The following is a 16,529-nucleotide window of genomic DNA, read 5'->3' as shown; positions in this document are numbered from 1 at the left end:
TACCAGGAATTATTTGTGGACTCATTGGGTTTTATATCGGGTTAAAAGCAAAAGATAAACAGTTTGATAAATGAATAATATATTTGAAATCGTATGGATTTCCATACAAATCACAGTAGGATTCTATTTAGTTTATCCGATGATATTATTTCTGATATTTAACTTAAAATCTAAAAAAGAAATATCTGAAGTAATAAATAGTTACAATCCTAATTTGGACTATGCTATTATCGTAACTGCTTATGAACAAACTCATTTACTTCCAGAAACTGTAAATTCTATTCTAAAACTAAATTACAGTCGTTATCATGTGTATGTTGTAGCTGATAATTGTGATATCTCGAAACTTGAGTTTTCAGACCCACGAGTAAGCGTCCTCCGCCCGGAACATATTTTAGCCAGTAACACTAAATCTCATTTCCACGCCATCAAGCACTTTGTTCGTCAGCATGATGTTCTAACAATTATCGACAGTGACAACCTGGTGCATTCTGAATATGTTAACGAGCTCGATTTGTTTTTTCGTAAAGGTTATCAAGCTGTCCAAGGTGTAAGAGCTCCTAAGAATTTAAATACAACGCTGGCCTGTTTAGATGCGGCAAGAGATATTTATTATAATTATTATGACGGTCAGCTTTTATTCCAAATAGGTTCATCCGCCACCCTTGCCGGATCAGGGATGGCATTTAACGTTAGATTATACAAAGAATGTTTAGAAAAGATCGAGATACAAGGGGCAGGGTTCGATAAGGTTTTACAGGCAGAGATTGTTAAAAGAGGGCATGTTATTGCGCACGCATCCAGAGCTATAGTTTATGACGAAAAAACCTCTCATTCTCAACAATTGGTTAATCAGCGATCGCGTTGGATTAATACTTGGTTTAAATATGTACGATATGGAGGAGAATTATTATTGAAAAGTATCACACACCTCAATAAAAATCAATTTTTTTTCGGTATAATGCTGTTGAGACCACCTCTGTTTATGTTTATTTTAACAGCACTTGGTTGTATGTCTGTTAACTTAATGATGAAATCTTGGGATATCGTTTATTGGTTAATAGCTTTTCTACTTTTTTGCTTTAGTTTTTTTATCGCATTGAAAGAAGGAGGGGCATCGAATAAAATTTATAAATCCCTTTTGAGCATTCATAAGTTTGTCTACTTACAAGTTGTCTCTCTTATGTATTCAAGAAAGGCTAATAAACGGTCAATAGCAACAAAACATACCTAAATTAAAAAATGAAATTAAAAGGAAGAGATATTATAATCGTCGGGCAGCAACCTTGGGATGTTGAAATCGGCAGCAATTGCAAAAATATTGCTCTGGAACTGAGCAAATATAATCGGATTCTTTATGTGAATGCGCCACTTGACCGTATTACTAAAATACGATCAAAAAAAGATCCTAAAATTGAAAAGCGAATCCATATTATCAAGAATAAAGAAAATAGTTTTGAACAAATACACGATAATTTGTGGGTTTTATACCCGGATGTTTTGCTCGAGTCTATAAATTGGATACGAATCAGCTCGTTGTTTTCTTTCTTTAATTTAATCAATAATAGAAAGTTCTCTAAAGCAATTCTGAAAGCTTTAGATAAATTAAAATTTACAAAATACTTGCTTTTTAATGATAACGATATTTTTAGAAGCTTTTATTTAAAAGAGCTATTGAAGCCTGATTTAAGCATTTACTATATTCGGGATAATATGGTCGCAACACCATATTGGAGAAGGCATGGTAAGAAACTAGAGCCGAAACTCATAGCCAAAAGTGATCTAGTATTGTCCAATTCTGAATATTTAAGAATGTATAGTGCGAAGTATAACAAGAATTCATACTTCGTAGCCCAAGGATGTGATTTCGAGTTGCTAAATAAATCTAATCTAACGCAACCCGAAGATTTAAATGGAATTATAACTCCAATTATTGGTTATTTTGGAGTGTTAACCACCTTGCGTTTAGATATCGACTTAATTCAGTACATAGCAGAGGCATTCCCAGAATGCAGTATTGTCCTTGTTGGGCCTGAAGATGAAATATTTCGAAAAAGTATTCTTCATACTTTTAAAAATGTATTTTTTCTAGGAAAGAAAGCACCGGAAGAAATTTTTAAATACATCAAGCACTTTGACATATGCATCAATCCTCAGTTGGTTAATGACCTGACGATTGGAAACTATCCCCGAAAGATAGATGAATATTTGGCTCTAGGAAAACCTGTTATAGCGACATGGACAGAGACCATGGAAATGTTTGCAGCTTATGTGTATTTAGCAAGGGATCACGCAATGTTTGGATCAATGATAAGGCAGGCCCTATTAGAAGACAATATAAATATGCGGAAAGTACGCGAGGATTTTGCATTTTCCCACAACTGGACGGATGCAGTAGATACTATTTCACAAAGTATTGAGAAACATTTGCCAAATGAAAATCGCGCATTTGATTATGGCACATAAGGAACCCGTCCAATTGGAAAGGTTGCTAAATAGATTGAGCTATCCAATGTTTGATTTATATGTTCATCTAGACAAAAAAATTAATATCCGGGATTTTGAATATCTGGAAAGTTTACACAATGTGATTTTTATTAAAAACCGAGTGAGATGTAACTGGGGAGGCTTTAGTTTTGTTCGTGCGATAACGGAATCTGTTCGTGAAATTCTATCGAAGGAAACTAAATATCGTTATGTAAATCTATTAAGTGGACAGGATTATCCATTAAAAAATAATGACTATATATATACTTTCTTCAAAGAAAACAATGGGAGAAATTTTATTTCTTTCGATGAATCTAATGAAAGTGAATGGTGGCAACTAGCAAAAAACCGATATGAGAAATATCATTTTACTGACATCCAAATAAGGGGGAGATACCGGGTTCAAAAAGTCATAAACCATTTCTTGCCGAAAAGAAATTTTCCGTTGCGTGTTAAGATGTATGGTTCCTCTAACGCTACATGGTGGATGTTGACAACTGAGTGCCTAAATCATATTATAAACTTGGTTGACAAGAATAAAAAAATAACCTCCTTCATGCGACTAACGTGGGGTGCGGATGAGTTTTTTTACCCTACTCTTATCATGAATTCTGAAATCCAGTCCAGCGCCATTAATAACAACTATCGTTACATCAGATGGACATTCGAGTCAACCCATCCAGATATCTTGTCCATCAATGATTTGGAAATGATCTCAAAAACCTCCTGTTTATTTGCAAGGAAATTCGACTATAGGGTAGATGTTGCCATATTAGATGCAATAGACGATATTTTGAATGTAAAAATAACCCCTTAAAAAGCTATTTACTTAGATGTCGATATGTTTGCCTCCGATACTTTCCAAGGCAACCGATGGAAAAATTTTGAATAAGATTTTTCAACGGATAGAGCTTGATCGTTGATTAAATTTAATATTATAATAAATACCGATTAATAGGTATTGATGAGTCTTTGTACGTGGAGTACCTTTATTTTCAATTAGTTGATTAGTCTTGATAATAGTATGAATATTTTTAAAACTCCCCAATGGGTTAAGAGTCATATATATAAATTTGAGTCTATCAATAAAATTGATGATGGGGTGTATCATCAAATCAATCTAAAACTCGATGCCGTACAAAGCAGTTCACCTGAAGTGTCTATCATAATTGCAGCTTGGAACGAGGAGGAAAATATAATGAACTGTATTTCTAGTTTAGCAAACCTCAAAACAGTAATTCCGTTTGAAATTATTGTTGTAAACAATAATTCTAAGGATGGTACCCAAGCTATTCTAGAACGATTACATGTACGGACGCTATTTCAGAAGATACAAGGGTGTGGGCCTGCGAGACAATTAGGTCAAGAACATGCAATGGGTAAATATATTCTACTCGCTGATGCAGATTGTATTTATGCGGAATGCTGGTTAGATAAAATGATATCTAAATTAAAAACGCCTGATGTTGTTTGTGTGTATGGACGGTACTCTTTTATTGACTGCCCGAATTATCCACGTTGGCAGCTTTATCTTTTGGAGAGAATGAAAGATTGCGTCGCAGAATTACGGCATTTCAAACGGCCATATCTAAATGCATACGGGATTAGTATGGGGTATATTAAGGATCTTGGGCTCAAGGTTAAATATGTTGATTACAAAATCTGGGGTGATGACGGTCGGTTATGTTTTGATTTAATGAAATATGGTAAGGTGAAACAAGTAAAAGCTAATACTGCCAGAGCTTGGACATATCCTCGTACATTACAAAGAGACGGAACTCTTATTATTGCTCTGCGAGTACGTATAAAAAAGGAATGTGATCGATTTTTTTCTTTATTTATCCCCCATCCCCCACATGACACAAAAACATCAAGTAATGATTAAAACTTTGTATTAATGAATTCTTTTCCGACAGTCAGTATTTTAGTTACACATTATAATAGGAGCCGATCTTTAGAGGCCTTGCTTAAGTCATTCGAAGAAATTGAATGTAACTTTGCGCAGATAGTAGTATCAGATGATGGGAGTCAATACGAACATCTTAATTATTTAAAAACATTACAGTCTCGATATTCCTTTCATCTTGTTACGACTCCTTCCAATAAGGGACTAGGCAATAATATTAACAAAGGTCAGGATGTTATCGATACACCGTACACATTATATGTACAGGAAGATTTTGTTCCAACCTCGTTCTTTCCTAAAAAGCTACATACCGCTATCTCTTTTATGGACGAGGATCCCGAGCTCGACATTGTACGGTTCTACTCATATTTAGAATACCCTTATATGACTCCTTTTAAAAAAGGATTTTCTTATATGAACTTTAATGTCTACGGTATAAAGTATAGTAAGTTGTTTTATTATAGTGATCATCCACATTTAAGAAGAACCTCATTTTTTGACAAGTTTGGACGATATCAAGAGGGATTAAAAGTGGAACAGACAGAATATAAAATGTGTGTTTCATTTATTCAAAACAACGGTAAAGGGTTGTTTTATAATGACTATCAACGGCTGTTTATACAAAAAAACAGTACGGAAGAACCAAGTACCGTTCGAAGAAATGCATGGCGTCGAGGAAATAACTACTTCGTTAGTAAAGTACGAAATGTATACAGACAGATAAAATACAACTACGATATCTCCGTTTCACCAATAATAGGGAAACGGCAATTAAAATAATTGGGCGTGAAAAGAAGAACGGTTATAGTTGTCATAGTTTTAGCGATCTGTTCTTATATAACTTTTTGGCTATGTAAATTTTATTTCCGTTACTATCGTGTGCAGAAAACACCAATCTCTCCCGATATTCTTGATCGTAAAAATGTATTGGACGAAATTTCTGAAATCATTATTCCAAGGACAGATACTCCTGGAGCCAAAGAGGCTGATGTTAGTATGTATATTATAAGCGTATTCAAATCCTGTTTAACTTCTCGTGATAAAAGGACATTACTTTATGGCTTTAATAATCTTGACGAATATTGTCAAACTCAATATTCGTCATTATTTGCAAATTGTTCTAAAGATAGGAAGATCGCTGCCTTGGCGCATTTTCAAGATCAAGGTGCGTATAAAAATGCGTTTGTAAATAAAGTAAGAAATAAACTTTTAGGGAAACGCTTCTTCGAGCTTATTAAAGATTTAACTGTTGCGGGGTATTGTTCGTCAAAGGTTGGTGCGACTCAGGGGCTCGCATACGACCATATTCCAGGGAATTATATTGCTTGTGTGCCGCTATCTCCGAATCAACGGGCTTGGGCGACAGATTAGATAGATTATAACCGATATGAACTTAAATATACTGCAATCCAATACATATGACGCTATAGTTGTCGGCTCTGGAATTAGTGGGGGATGGGCAGCTATGGAGTTATGTAAAAAAGGATTGAAGACCCTACTTTTAGAAAGAGGACGTAATGTAGTGCATATTAAGGATTATCAAACTGCGAATCTGGCTCCTTGGGAATTTGAACATGGATTAAATAATACGCAGGAAGATATTGCGAACGATCCCATTCAATGTCAAGTCTATAATCCCGCGACGAAACAATTCTTTGTCCGTGATCAGGAGCACCCATATATTCAAGATAAGCCATTTAATTGGTTCCGAGGCTATCAGGTTGGTGGCAGGTCATTGACTTGGGGGAGACAATGTTATCGATGGAGTGATTTGGATTTTGAGGCAAACTTGAAAGATGGTATTGGAGTGGATTGGCCAATTCGCTATAAAGACATAAAGCCGTGGTATGATTATGTAGAGACGTTTATCGGGATTAGTGGCAGGAAAGAAAATCTAAATCAGCTCCCAGATGGCGAGTTTTTGCCGCCGATGGAGTTGAATTGCATAGAAAAGCATTTGGCTGATTCATTGAAAAAAAATGAGGAGAAACGTATACTAACAATTGCTCGTGTAGCTAATTTAACCAGAGGGTGGAATGGTAGGAACCCATGTATGAATCGAAATCTATGCGAAAGAGGGTGTCCCTATGGTGGATATTTTAGCACAAATAGTTCGACTTTACCCGTAGCAGTGGATACAGGAAATCTTGTACTGCGTCCCTTCTCGGTCGTTAAAGAAGTCCTATATGATGACCAAACGCAAAAAGCTACTGGTGTTCTTGTTATAGATGCTATAACAAAAGAAGAAATTGAATTTAAGTCAAGGGTAATATTTCTGAATGCGTCGACGATTAACACGGCAGCGATTTTATTAAAATCTAAATCCAGAAGATTCCCAAATGGTTTGGGGAATGATAGTGGTCAATTAGGACATAATCTAATGGATCATCATTCTTCCGCGGGAGCCTTTGGTATTCACGGTGGATTTCGAGACAAATATTACAAAGGAAGGCGACCGTGTGGTTTCTTGATTGCGAGGTATCGCAATCTACGGGAAAATGAACAGCTAAATTTTCTACGTGGTTATAATATACAGGGTCGGGGTGAGCGCCAAAATTGGCATCACAGAAAGAATGCTATTGGGTTCGGTGCGGACTTTAAGCAAACACTTACAACACCCGGGCCTTGGCAGGTATGGATGGGAGGTTGGGGTGAGTGTTTGCCCTATTATAAAAATCATATTTCTTTGGATGAGAATGAAACTGATCGATGGGGGATGCCCTTGGTTAGAGTTAGTTTCTCTTTCGGTGATAATGAAAGAATGATGATGGAAGATATCAGACATACTTCTGAGCAAATGCTTAAGTCTGCTGGTTTTGAACAGGTTGATGGCTTCATTTATGATAAACCTGGTGGTTCCACAATTCATGAAATGGGTACAGCTAGGATGGGGAATGATCCTGAAACATCCGTGTTGAATGCGCATAATCAAATACATTCTGTAAAGAATGTATTTGTCACCGATGGTAGTTGCATGACATCTTCAGCTTGCCAAAATCCTTCGTTGACTTATATGGCATTAACGGCAAGGGCCTGTGATTTTGCGGTCAAGCAAATGACATTTGGAGGATAAGACATAAGATGATGAAAATTCATATACTTAATATTTTTAACGCACCTTAAATTATGAGATTTAGAAATGATATCCAAGGGCTTAGGGCTTTGGCTGTATTTTTTGTTTTAATATTCCATATAGACAAAAATTGGTTACCCGGAGGGTTTATAGGCGTCGATATGTTTTTTGTAGTGTCTGGATATTTGATTTCTTCCATAATTCTTACCAAAAAAAATAAAAGAACTTTTTCATTTAAAGAATTCTATATAAGTCGGATCAAAAGAATCGTTCCAGCCTATTTTGTGTTCTTAATCGTTACTACATTTTTTGTTTCATATATTTATTTTCTATCTGATGCTTATATATACAGAGATGCACTCTTATGGTCGATTTTGTTTGTTAGCAATAGTTATTTCGCAAAATTGGATACTTATTTCGGAGCATTGAGTTCGGAAAACCCTTTATTGCATACTTGGACATTGGCTGTTGAAATGCAGTTCTATCTATTCTTGCCGCTAATGTTGATATTCCTTTCCCGCGCTAAATCCAGATGGCTATTAATGATACTGACGGGAGTTTTATGTATATATTCAACTTATCAAGTTATTTATTTAGGCAATAAAGATGGGATGTATTTCTCTTTAATTGCACGGAGTCCAGAATTTTTTCTTGGTGTTTTGCTTAATTTTTATCAGTTTAATTTCGCAAATAAAACAAAGCTTAGAAATGTCTTGAACCTGACTGGGGGGTTTTTACTTTTTGGTTCATTGGTCTTTATAAATGAGCGTAGTGCTTTTCCTGGTGTTACTGCGTTATTGCCTTGTTTCGGCGTAAGTCTAATTTTAATTACAAAAGAAGGTCCTTTGAGCAAGTTCATCTCAAACAGAACGTTCGTTTATATCGGTGAATTATCATATTCAATATACCTTTGGCATTGGCCAATTTTGGCACTATACAGATATTACTATGGGAAGTATGATATCGATAATGTATTTCATCTGATAGCTATTTTGATCTTAGTAGCTATATTATCTTGGTTATCGTACAGATACGTGGAAAACTCATTTAGAAAGAGTGTCTGGAATAAAAAACGTGTACAGTCTTTTCTCCTTATTGTATTTTTATTGGGAGTATCTGGGTATGTACTTATGAAAATCAATCGAAATTTCAATAATTTTCCGGTTGAGTTTTCTTCCCAGATTGCACATGGTCTGGAGTCTCATGCTGAGACCTATGTTTCTGATATTCTTCGCGGTGATACATTGTCAAAAGATACTCTGTTATTGATAGGTGATAGTCATGCTCTGGCCATGAACTCATTTTTTGAATTACTAGGTAAAAGGAACGGATTTTGTTTCGAAAGTGTGACTAACTCTAGATATGTCCCAATTCTAGGTGTTGATAGCAGTGATATTGAGACACGATATTATTCACAGCACAAGAAACTAGCAGAAATAGCCTTCAAAAAAATGAAACAATCAAAAATTATTTTTTTTGCAAAGGCATGGCGTTTTGAAATTCCCTCTTTGGGCGAAGCTTTGGAAAATATAATAATGGAGTTAGATACTAATCAACATGTTATTATTCTTTCTGATTTTCCGGAAGTAAATGCAAGTCCGATAAGAGTAAATAGAAGCATCACAAAAAATAGAGACAATCCATTTGCTTGGATCGTTAGCACCTACTTACCATCGGAAGATATTTTTGAGTTGGTACGTAAATATGAGAATGTTCATTATTTGGACTTATCACATAGTCCTGTGTTTTCCAATACCCCCTATTATAAAGATACGATCATGTATTATGACGATGATCATCTGAATCGTTATGGGTCAGAAGAATACGCATTATCTAGCGAAGAGAAATTCATTGATTTTCTGAGCACTATTTTGCCATGATTAAATAACCAAAGCTTCGATATTATTCGGAGCTTTGGTTATTTAAGTTGTAACTATTTATAATTTCGCTCCAATTCCAGGAATCTTTGAAATGAAAGCGGTTAAATCTGTGACAGCCTCGTTGGCGTTTTTGAAGTACCTATTATTGGTTTCTTTAACCTTCGTGTCGTTAGGGTTTGATTGATTCAGCGACACAATATTATCTCGCATATCGAAATACAAATTATTATAAACTTCAACGCTTCCAAAGGTTTGGTAGATGTCGATAATCCTGCCTTCATAATATTTTGGTTGTCCAGTATTCATTTTTCCAACAGTATTATTATAGATTTTTGCATTTGCGGGCTTAAAACCAACCTTCCCTTTGATATCCGGGGTAACTTGAACTTCAAATGCACTATACCTACGCGAGTTGTAGACAATGTTATTGTAAATTTCGACAAGTGAGTTGGGTTTGGTAATACTAAACAACCATGATCTAACAGCATTGCCTTGATGATTTGTAATCTTATTATTGAAGATTTTACCGTTGCCTTTCACATGGAAAATGCCATTATGGTTATTATTATTAGTATTCACATTGTTTACAACATTGTTTGAAACCTCGAAGTCTTCGCCAAGGTTAAGGTACACAGCACTTTCCAAATTTGGCGAATTTACAATTGTTGAACCGGTTAATTTAAAGCCTTTAATTAGTCCATAAAATCCGTCAGTTTCAATACCGCCAGTGCTCTCAAATAATACTCTAACGTTTTCTGCTTTAATATTTATAAGTTGGATGTTTTTACTATAGCTTTGAGGACTATTATCGAATTTCTTGTTAACGTCAAATCTGATTCCGTACGTAGAGATATTCTTAAGGTTAATATCTTTTAAAGTTAAATCATTTGCAGATTTGGAAATATAGATTCCTTTTGTACCATTCTCTATGGTAATGCCGGCGATTTCTATATTATCAACATTCGAAATATTTATAGTACTGCCTACTATTTTAACATTTTTGTCTCCCTTAATTGAGGTGTTTTTGGTGTTCTCAATCAATATGTCGCCATAGACACCCGGTTTGATAGAGAAATTTTTGTTTTCGACGTCTTTAATAACAAGTTTTCCTGATCCAGTTCCAATAACTTCAATGTTCTCGTCTTTTTTCTCAACTCTGCTTGAGTCTATAGTTTCTTTCTCTGTCTCTGCTGAATCAATTACATTCTCATTTTCAACTGGTTTAGCAGGTTCTATTTGCTCTACTTCACAAGAGTAAAGAAAAAACAAAAATGCACAGCCAAGCAATCCCATTTTTACACTTTTTACTTTCATTCGATACTGATTTTTAAATTATACTTATTTTTTTGAAACGCTGCAAATGTAGTGTATTATGTTTAATAAAGAATAAAATTGTCGTTAAAAGAATATTGTATTGACACAATGGGTAATTTTATAGCTTTATATTAACTACTTTAACGCCTCTTATCAGATTATTTTGTTTGTTTTAGATGATACGTAACTTTATTGATACGTTTTTTGGCTTCTTAGAGTCGAATTACTATAAATGGTTATTGATGTGTTTTAGCTTTGGGCTATCTTTATCGCATAATAGTACGGTATGGGGTTGAAAGATCATATTATTTTTATTTTGGGGATTACAAAGTTTGACGCAGATATTGAGTCGACTAGTTTTACTACCGCGAAATATCTTGCACGAGAAAATGACGTTTACTACATTGACTATCCCTATACGCTCAAAGACTATGTCAAAGAAAAAAAGACAGATCAATATCGTAAAAGGCAAAGTTCATTTTTCTCGTTAACTCATAGTCTGATGGGTACCGATATTGAACGATTGAAAATCCTAGTATTACCACCTGTATTTCCTATCAATTTTCTAAAAGAAAATCGTTTATATCGATTGCTTTTGTTTATTAATCAGGATATTATCATTAATCGAATAAAGGCGGTAATCAAGAAACAAAAGATATCAAACTACATATTTATTAATTCCTTCAATTTTCATTATCCGGACATAGGTAGTAGGTTGAAGCCCAAATTGTCTGTTTATCATTGTGTCGATCCAATTGTAATCGACTACGACAAACGTCATGGAGTAAAGTCCGAAGCAATTATTTTAAAAAGCAGTGATTTGGTAGTATGTACGAGTAAACAATTGTATATTGAAAAGACTTCGACTAATCCTAATACTTATTTTATTCCCAATGCTGCAGATATAGAACACTGTTCCAGGACATTAGATGTAAATCTGCCCGTTTTTTCGAAAATAGTTGATATTCCGAAACCAATAGTGGGCTACTTTGGTAACATAGAACGACGGATAGATTTTAGTTTGTTACACAAAACAGCAGTCCGAAACAGTGATATTAGCTTTGTATTTGCTGGACCAGTTAACTGGAACTATGTGCCTGTCGAATTTTGGAAATTGGATAACGTTCATTTCATTGGGAAGGTTGCCTATAAGGAATTGCCGTCTGTATTGAAAGGTTTTGAAGTAGCAACTATCCCATTCAAAAAAGATGAGGTCAGTTCGACTATATTTCCGTTAAAGCTCTTTGAGTACCTCGGTGCCGGAAAGCCGGTGGTGTCTACAGATTTTAACGAAGACTTAAAAGATTATACTGATGACTCAGTGATTTATTGTCAAGATGCAGAGGGATTTCATGAAGGCATCCATTATGCATTGACACTAAACGGTAAGGGCGATATCAATAAGCGCTTACAAACCGCAGCAAATAATACATGGGAGAAGCGTCTTGCGGAGTTTTCCGCGTTAATAGCTCAATATTATGAGTTGAAAAATTCTAAAGAGAAGATAGCTCTACATCGCACCAGTTAAACCGCTCTATCATTATTCTTTTCGGACGTTCTTTTCCAATCCGGAATGCTAACCAGTCTTTCGGTGCATAAACTAAGTTGTTTTTTGGACTCAAATAGGCTGCCTACCAAGAGAAACTGTTCCTAATCTTCCAATAAATTTAACGCCGACCATAATTTAGTAATGTTTGACTATTAAGTCTGTTAACTCCTCATCTGTTTTTGCGTGATGAATTTCTGCACTAGATAGTTTAGGGAATAGCTTATGAAAACATTTAAAATGATGTTCTGGCCCCTGTTTAGATAGAATGATATTTGTTCCGCCGAAGTAACTGGCTAGTGTAGCAGTTCCTCCGTGAATCGATATGAATCGGTCAGCGTTTGCATATACCATAAGTTGTAAATGATTGAAATTTTTTGCTTTAGCTTTATTTTCTTTGAAAAGATTCTCCATTAGAATCACTTCCGGATGTGTTTCTTCAATCCAGTCGTATTCATCCAGATCATAGATGTCACTATTATCCATCGTTATATTTTGTGGCCGAGGTCGGTTGTAGATTATTGTGTATTTGTCTTTTAATTGATTGATCATAAAGTCTAGTACATCGATGCTAAAGAAGCTAATCGGTGGGCCGTCCCATTCCATATTATAACGATTTGCAATGATAAGAATAGGTTTGTCGAAAACGTAAATATGGTTTTCGTAAATCTCTTTCAGTGGAACAGGTTCCCACTTTTTCATGTTATAGTCATGGCTGTACAAGATTCGGGGCGTCTCAAAGTTATAGTTTCCCTCAGTGACTCGGGTTTCATAAGCCTCTTCGTGATTTTCCGAAAAAAAATAGAGCTCTTTCGTGTATTTAGCAGCTTCGGTTTTTAATAGTGTGCCATTTTTATAGTGCCAATAAGCGAAGGGTAAGACATACATCAAATCTGGCGCAAATTCGCCACTGAAAGACACGTTCTTATACTTTGGTCTGGTGATATAATCCTTTATGAAGTATTTGAGTTGCAACAGACGACAATAATATGTATCTCGATAATAATATCGGATGCTTGCTGGCATTTTGCCGAAACGAAGCAAAACATATAAGCTAAAGACCTTATTGGATATTTTATGAAACAAACTTTCCATCGTATTTTATATTTTCTTTCCTCTCTGCTTTTTCCCATACAGCACTTCTTTTTGTCGTAAAGTATTTGAATGTTCCGACAATTACTGCATAATTCATCACACAGAAATAATAGGGGATAAAGGCAATTTTCAATTTCAATTCTTTCTTTTCTAAACGATAACCCAGTAAGGCGAGTAAATAAAAAGCCAGTTGCGATCCAAACATCAGGCTGTAAATCAAGCCTTCAGCTTTAATCACAAGCAAGCCGTTCAAAATAAAGGTTATAATCAGTAGTATAGGTGTGATACTCCAGCGTAAAACCCGGTGGCTTATATATTGAAAACTCAGTATCCCATAAGCCACCGGGTTAAGTAAAGCTTTTAGGTTTATAATTGATTGTATGCCGCCCGTAGCGATCCGGATTTTTCGTTTTAACTCTTCCCTGACATTGGAAGAGGATGTTTCTAGCGCATAAGCTTCAGGCTCATAAACGATCTTGTGGCCTTGCATAGCAATCTGCATGGAGATCATAAAATCATCTAAGATCGTATCACTGGGTACTGCCTGGTATAGCTCCCGGCGAATGCTGAACAGCTCCCCCGCAGCACCGATGGCCGTGTTCAGTTCCGAATCCCACTCCTTTAATTTGGATTCATATTTCCAGTAGAACCCTTCGCCAGCACTGCTTGCATCTGCTTTTTCGTCTGTATATATACGTTTTTCTCCTGCGACACCACCTACCTGCGGATTGGTATAATGTCTGCAGATATTGAGCAATGCGTCTTCATTTAAAAAGGTATTTGCATCTGTGAAAACCACGACGTCAGAGTTGATTAAACTCATTGATCTATGTATAGCATTTATTTTACCGCTGCGTTGTGGCTCAAATAGTAAATTAGCGGAAGGATATTCTGAGACAATCTGATTTGTAGAATCAGTCGAGCCATCGGTAACAATGAAATATTGGATCAAGTGCGATGGGTAATTTAAAGCAAGGGTGTTTTCAATTTTTTGCCGGATAACACTTTCTTCATTATAGGCGGCGATTAAGACGCTACAAGTCGGTAAGTCAGCCAAGTTTATATTATTTGTTTTAGCCTTTTTCCCGAAGGCTCTTTTGATTTTTACGAGCAAAAACAATACGGCACCGTAACCAATAAATGTGTAAACGACGATAGTCAGAGATATCCAAAAAAATACTTCCATCAGTTAATCAATTTGTACCCTAAAGTTGTGCTAGTTGTCTTGTTGCTGAAGTTCCATGCAACGGCTCTAATTAGCCAAGGAATCAGGTCTTTTCGTTTTTGTAGAGCATAGCTGGCAATTGCTTTCGGGCAGGCGATTGTTAAGTAAAATATGCTAAACAAAAACGTATTGAACATATTCGTGTTTTTTCGGATAAAGAGCATCCGGTTTCTATATAGAAAGTAGGTCTTTAAACTGCTTTCTTTTCCCACGGAGATTGATTCCTTGTGATATATCTTCGCTTTACCCGTAAACCAAATTTTCTTTCCGGTTCTCCGAAACTTTTCGCACCAATCCAGTTCTTCGTAATACAGAAAATAATTCTCTTCCATCAGTCCCACTTCGTCCAGGTCTTTCCGCCGGCACATCATAGCCGCACCATGGGCATAACCCGTTTCTTCACTGATATTGTTATATTGATTTGTATCAGTTTCTAGATTACCAATGCCTTTATTTCTACAGGTCAGGTAGTTCATGTTTGAAAAGCCTGCGTACTGTATCTTCGTTTTGTTTTCGTGATAAATAATAAGCGGGGAGAGGAGCCCTATTTGCGGATTCTTTTTAAATTCTTCAACCATAGTGGGGATTAGCCCTTCTGTTAGTTCTGTATCATTATTTAGAAAGAACAGAAAGTCTCCAGTTGCAGCTGGTACTGCTAAATTATTCCCTCCCGCAAAACCCAAGTTTTTATCTGAACGAATGTAAATAAGCTCGGGGTAGATATTCTTGAAGGTGTCTTCATGATTTATCAGACTGCCGTTGTCAACCAGAATAAGTTCTGTAGAGCCGACGTCCGTATACTTCTTAACCGACTTTAGAAAATCGATAGTCACCTGCGGTTGATTGTAATTGACCGATATGATCGTAGTTCTCTCCATTGTTTTCTGAAAATAAAGGTATTTGGAATCGCAGTAGTGGTCAATACCGACAAATAGGTATTTCCAAGATTTAAACTTGTAGTTAATTCCCGGCTAACTTGTTAAGCCTAAACGGTGAATAAACAGTCATTATACAGTGGTCAAACAGTCCTTTTACCACAGTTTGAGGACTGTTTGAGGACTGGTTAAGGACTGTTTGACCACTGTTCTTCTCGGACAAGTTAAGAATATTTCTAGTAGATTGATTTTACATAGTGGGTTACCGCTATTAAAGTTTTATACCGTTCGTTTTATAGCTTTTTGATATTCTTTTCCGGAATGAGAAATACCGATTAATGGGTATTTTATCGGTAGGAAGTTTTGCCGAATTTCGACCTAATGGGAAAAAATAGAATAAAATCTATCGCGCAGAGAGTTCTAGGCTTTGATACCTACTTGTATCTTTTTTCTCTTTATAAAACGAAGAAAGCGTTAAACGGAAAATATGAGAAAGGGTTTCATTACTTCACAACCCTTATTCCTGAGAAGGGGGTAATTCTTGATATCGGTGCGAATATTGGTATAACTGCTATACCGTTAGCTCGTTTAAAAAATAACCCATTGGTATATGCATTTGAACCGATTCGAGAGAATTTTGAAACACTTCAAAAAGTAGTCAACTATTATAAACTTACCAATATTATTTTGTTTCAAACGGCATTAGGGAATTCAAAAGGTAGTTTAAGGATGATTATGCCGATTTCCTCGAATGCCAGATTGCAGGGTCTGAGTAAAGTTTGTCAGGATGATTCAGATGAAGACGGTGTTTACTATGACGTACAAGTTGATAAATTAGATAATGTTATTGGTCGAAGAGAGACGGTATCGGCCATAAAGATTGATGTGGAAAATTTTGAATATGAGGTATTAAAAGGTGCGATGTACGTATTACACAGAGATAAACCGATAATTTATTGTGAGTTGTGGAACAATGATAAACGGAGTAAAGTTTTTTCCTTTATGAAAGCGCTAGGATATCATATTTTTCTATATGATGAGAAATCCAACAATACTATCGAAATAGATGAGGAGTATAGAGGCGCGAGCAATAATTTCTTGTTTAAATATTTTTAAGAGTCATAATTC

14 protein-coding genes are annotated in these 16,529 nt (G+C 35.7%); 10 read left to right on the top strand and 4 right to left on the bottom strand.

Features of this window, described 5'->3' with window-relative positions:
- Nucleotides 1–70 precede the first annotated feature (70 nt).
- The 8 genes from WKR92_RS02545 (at nucleotide 71) to WKR92_RS02510 (ending at nucleotide 9,346) form a co-directional block, all read left to right on the top strand.
- On the top strand, nucleotides 71–1,234 hold the full coding sequence (locus tag WKR92_RS02545; RefSeq protein ID WP_375556265.1) for a glycosyltransferase: 1,164 nt from the start codon (nucleotides 71–73) through the stop codon (nucleotides 1,232–1,234).
- Nucleotides 1,235–1,242: 8 nt separating this feature from the next.
- Nucleotides 1,243–2,466, top strand: a complete 1,224-nt coding sequence (locus WKR92_RS02540) for a glycosyltransferase (RefSeq protein WP_375556264.1) — start codon at nucleotides 1,243–1,245, stop codon at nucleotides 2,464–2,466.
- Nucleotides 2,435–3,304, top strand: a complete 870-nt coding sequence (locus WKR92_RS02535) for a beta-1,6-N-acetylglucosaminyltransferase (RefSeq protein ID WP_375556263.1) — start codon at nucleotides 2,435–2,437, stop codon at nucleotides 3,302–3,304. The genes WKR92_RS02540 and WKR92_RS02535 overlap by 32 nt, the downstream gene beginning before the upstream one ends.
- 207 nt (nucleotides 3,305–3,511) lie before the next feature.
- A complete protein-coding gene (locus WKR92_RS02530) occupies nucleotides 3,512–4,372 on the top strand; it encodes a glycosyltransferase family 2 protein (protein WP_375556262.1) in 861 nt (286 codons plus the stop codon).
- A 12-nt stretch (nucleotides 4,373–4,384) separates the two neighbouring features.
- Nucleotides 4,385–5,173, top strand: coding sequence for a glycosyltransferase family 2 protein (locus tag WKR92_RS02525; RefSeq protein WP_375556261.1), 789 nt, complete (start codon nucleotides 4,385–4,387; stop codon nucleotides 5,171–5,173).
- A 6-nt stretch (nucleotides 5,174–5,179) separates the two neighbouring features.
- Nucleotides 5,180–5,764: a gluconate 2-dehydrogenase subunit 3 family protein gene (locus WKR92_RS02520; RefSeq protein WP_375556260.1), complete on the top strand. Its 585-nt coding sequence runs from the start codon at nucleotides 5,180–5,182 to the stop codon at nucleotides 5,762–5,764.
- Between the two features lie 16 nt (nucleotides 5,765–5,780).
- Entirely contained in the window at nucleotides 5,781–7,466 is a 1,686-nt protein-coding gene (locus WKR92_RS02515; protein WP_375556259.1) for a GMC oxidoreductase, read from the top strand.
- Nucleotides 7,467–7,519: 53 nt separating this feature from the next.
- Nucleotides 7,520–9,346 carry an acyltransferase family protein gene (locus tag WKR92_RS02510; RefSeq protein ID WP_375556258.1) on the top strand — a complete coding sequence of 609 codons (1,827 nt, stop codon included), beginning with the start codon at nucleotides 7,520–7,522 and terminating at the stop codon, nucleotides 9,344–9,346.
- Nucleotides 9,347–9,403: 57 nt separating this feature from the next.
- Here WKR92_RS02510 and WKR92_RS02505 read toward each other — a convergent pair whose 3' ends face one another.
- Nucleotides 9,404–10,660, bottom strand: coding sequence for a hypothetical protein (locus WKR92_RS02505; protein ID WP_375556257.1), 1,257 nt, complete (start codon nucleotides 10,658–10,660; stop codon nucleotides 9,404–9,406).
- A 286-nt stretch (nucleotides 10,661–10,946) separates the two neighbouring features.
- On the opposite strand from WKR92_RS02505, the gene WKR92_RS02500 reads away from it, so the two are divergent.
- The gene (locus WKR92_RS02500) at nucleotides 10,947–12,188 is read left to right on the top strand and encodes a glycosyltransferase (RefSeq protein WP_375556256.1); all 1,242 of its coding nucleotides are present in this window, start codon (nucleotides 10,947–10,949) and stop codon (nucleotides 12,186–12,188) included.
- A gap of 156 nt (nucleotides 12,189–12,344) precedes the next feature.
- On the opposite strand, the gene WKR92_RS02495 is transcribed toward WKR92_RS02500, so the two are convergent.
- The 3 genes from WKR92_RS02495 to WKR92_RS02485 are packed head-to-tail and all read right to left on the bottom strand — an operon-like array spanning nucleotide 12,345 to nucleotide 15,404.
- Entirely contained in the window at nucleotides 12,345–13,301 is a 957-nt protein-coding gene (locus tag WKR92_RS02495) for a hypothetical protein (protein WP_375556255.1), read from the bottom strand.
- Nucleotides 13,282–14,487 carry a glycosyltransferase family 2 protein gene (locus WKR92_RS02490; protein ID WP_375556254.1) on the bottom strand — a complete coding sequence of 402 codons (1,206 nt, stop codon included), beginning with the start codon at nucleotides 14,485–14,487 and terminating at the stop codon, nucleotides 13,282–13,284. The genes WKR92_RS02495 and WKR92_RS02490 overlap by 20 nt, the downstream gene beginning before the upstream one ends.
- Entirely contained in the window at nucleotides 14,487–15,404 is a 918-nt protein-coding gene (locus WKR92_RS02485) for a glycosyltransferase family 2 protein (RefSeq protein WP_375556253.1), read from the bottom strand. Before WKR92_RS02485 ends, WKR92_RS02490 begins: the two co-directional genes overlap by 1 nt.
- A 378-nt stretch (nucleotides 15,405–15,782) precedes the next feature.
- Here WKR92_RS02485 and WKR92_RS02480 point away from each other — a divergent pair, with 378 nt between their 5' ends.
- Nucleotides 15,783–16,517: an FkbM family methyltransferase gene (locus WKR92_RS02480; RefSeq protein WP_375556252.1), complete on the top strand. Its 735-nt coding sequence runs from the start codon at nucleotides 15,783–15,785 to the stop codon at nucleotides 16,515–16,517.
- Nucleotides 16,518–16,529: the final 12 nt, after the last annotated feature.

Source organism: Albibacterium profundi, from assembly GCF_042159835.1.
In the GTDB taxonomy this organism is placed as follows: Bacteria; Bacteroidota; Bacteroidia; order Sphingobacteriales; family Sphingobacteriaceae; genus Albibacterium; species Albibacterium profundi.
This window is presented reverse-complemented; position numbering and strand designations above follow the sequence as displayed.

What these genes read in the sequence shown, in the direction of transcription:
- WKR92_RS02500 (WP_375556256.1), top strand. Translation starts at nt 10,947, where the DNA reads ATGGGGTTGAAAGATCATATTATTTTTATTTTGGGGATTACAAAGTTT.
- WKR92_RS02505 (WP_375556257.1), bottom strand. Translation starts at nt 10,660, where the DNA reads ATGAAAGTAAAAAGTGTAAAAATGGGATTGCTTGGCTGTGCATTTTTG.
- WKR92_RS02510 (WP_375556258.1), top strand. Translation starts at nt 7,520, where the DNA reads ATGAGATTTAGAAATGATATCCAAGGGCTTAGGGCTTTGGCTGTATTT.
- WKR92_RS02530 (WP_375556262.1), top strand. Translation starts at nt 3,512, where the DNA reads ATGAATATTTTTAAAACTCCCCAATGGGTTAAGAGTCATATATATAAA.
- WKR92_RS02515 (WP_375556259.1), top strand. Translation starts at nt 5,781, where the DNA reads ATGAACTTAAATATACTGCAATCCAATACATATGACGCTATAGTTGTC.
- WKR92_RS02495 (WP_375556255.1), bottom strand. Translation starts at nt 13,301, where the DNA reads ATGGAAAGTTTGTTTCATAAAATATCCAATAAGGTCTTTAGCTTATAT.
- WKR92_RS02490 (WP_375556254.1), bottom strand. Translation starts at nt 14,487, where the DNA reads ATGGAAGTATTTTTTTGGATATCTCTGACTATCGTCGTTTACACATTT.
- WKR92_RS02535 (WP_375556263.1), top strand. Translation starts at nt 2,435, where the DNA reads ATGAAAATCGCGCATTTGATTATGGCACATAAGGAACCCGTCCAATTG.
- WKR92_RS02545 (WP_375556265.1), top strand. Translation starts at nt 71, where the DNA reads ATGAATAATATATTTGAAATCGTATGGATTTCCATACAAATCACAGTA.
- WKR92_RS02480 (WP_375556252.1), top strand. Translation starts at nt 15,783, where the DNA reads ATGGGAAAAAATAGAATAAAATCTATCGCGCAGAGAGTTCTAGGCTTT.
- WKR92_RS02485 (WP_375556253.1), bottom strand. Translation starts at nt 15,404, where the DNA reads ATGGAGAGAACTACGATCATATCGGTCAATTACAATCAACCGCAGGTG.
- WKR92_RS02525 (WP_375556261.1), top strand. Translation starts at nt 4,385, where the DNA reads ATGAATTCTTTTCCGACAGTCAGTATTTTAGTTACACATTATAATAGG.
- WKR92_RS02540 (WP_375556264.1), top strand. Translation starts at nt 1,243, where the DNA reads ATGAAATTAAAAGGAAGAGATATTATAATCGTCGGGCAGCAACCTTGG.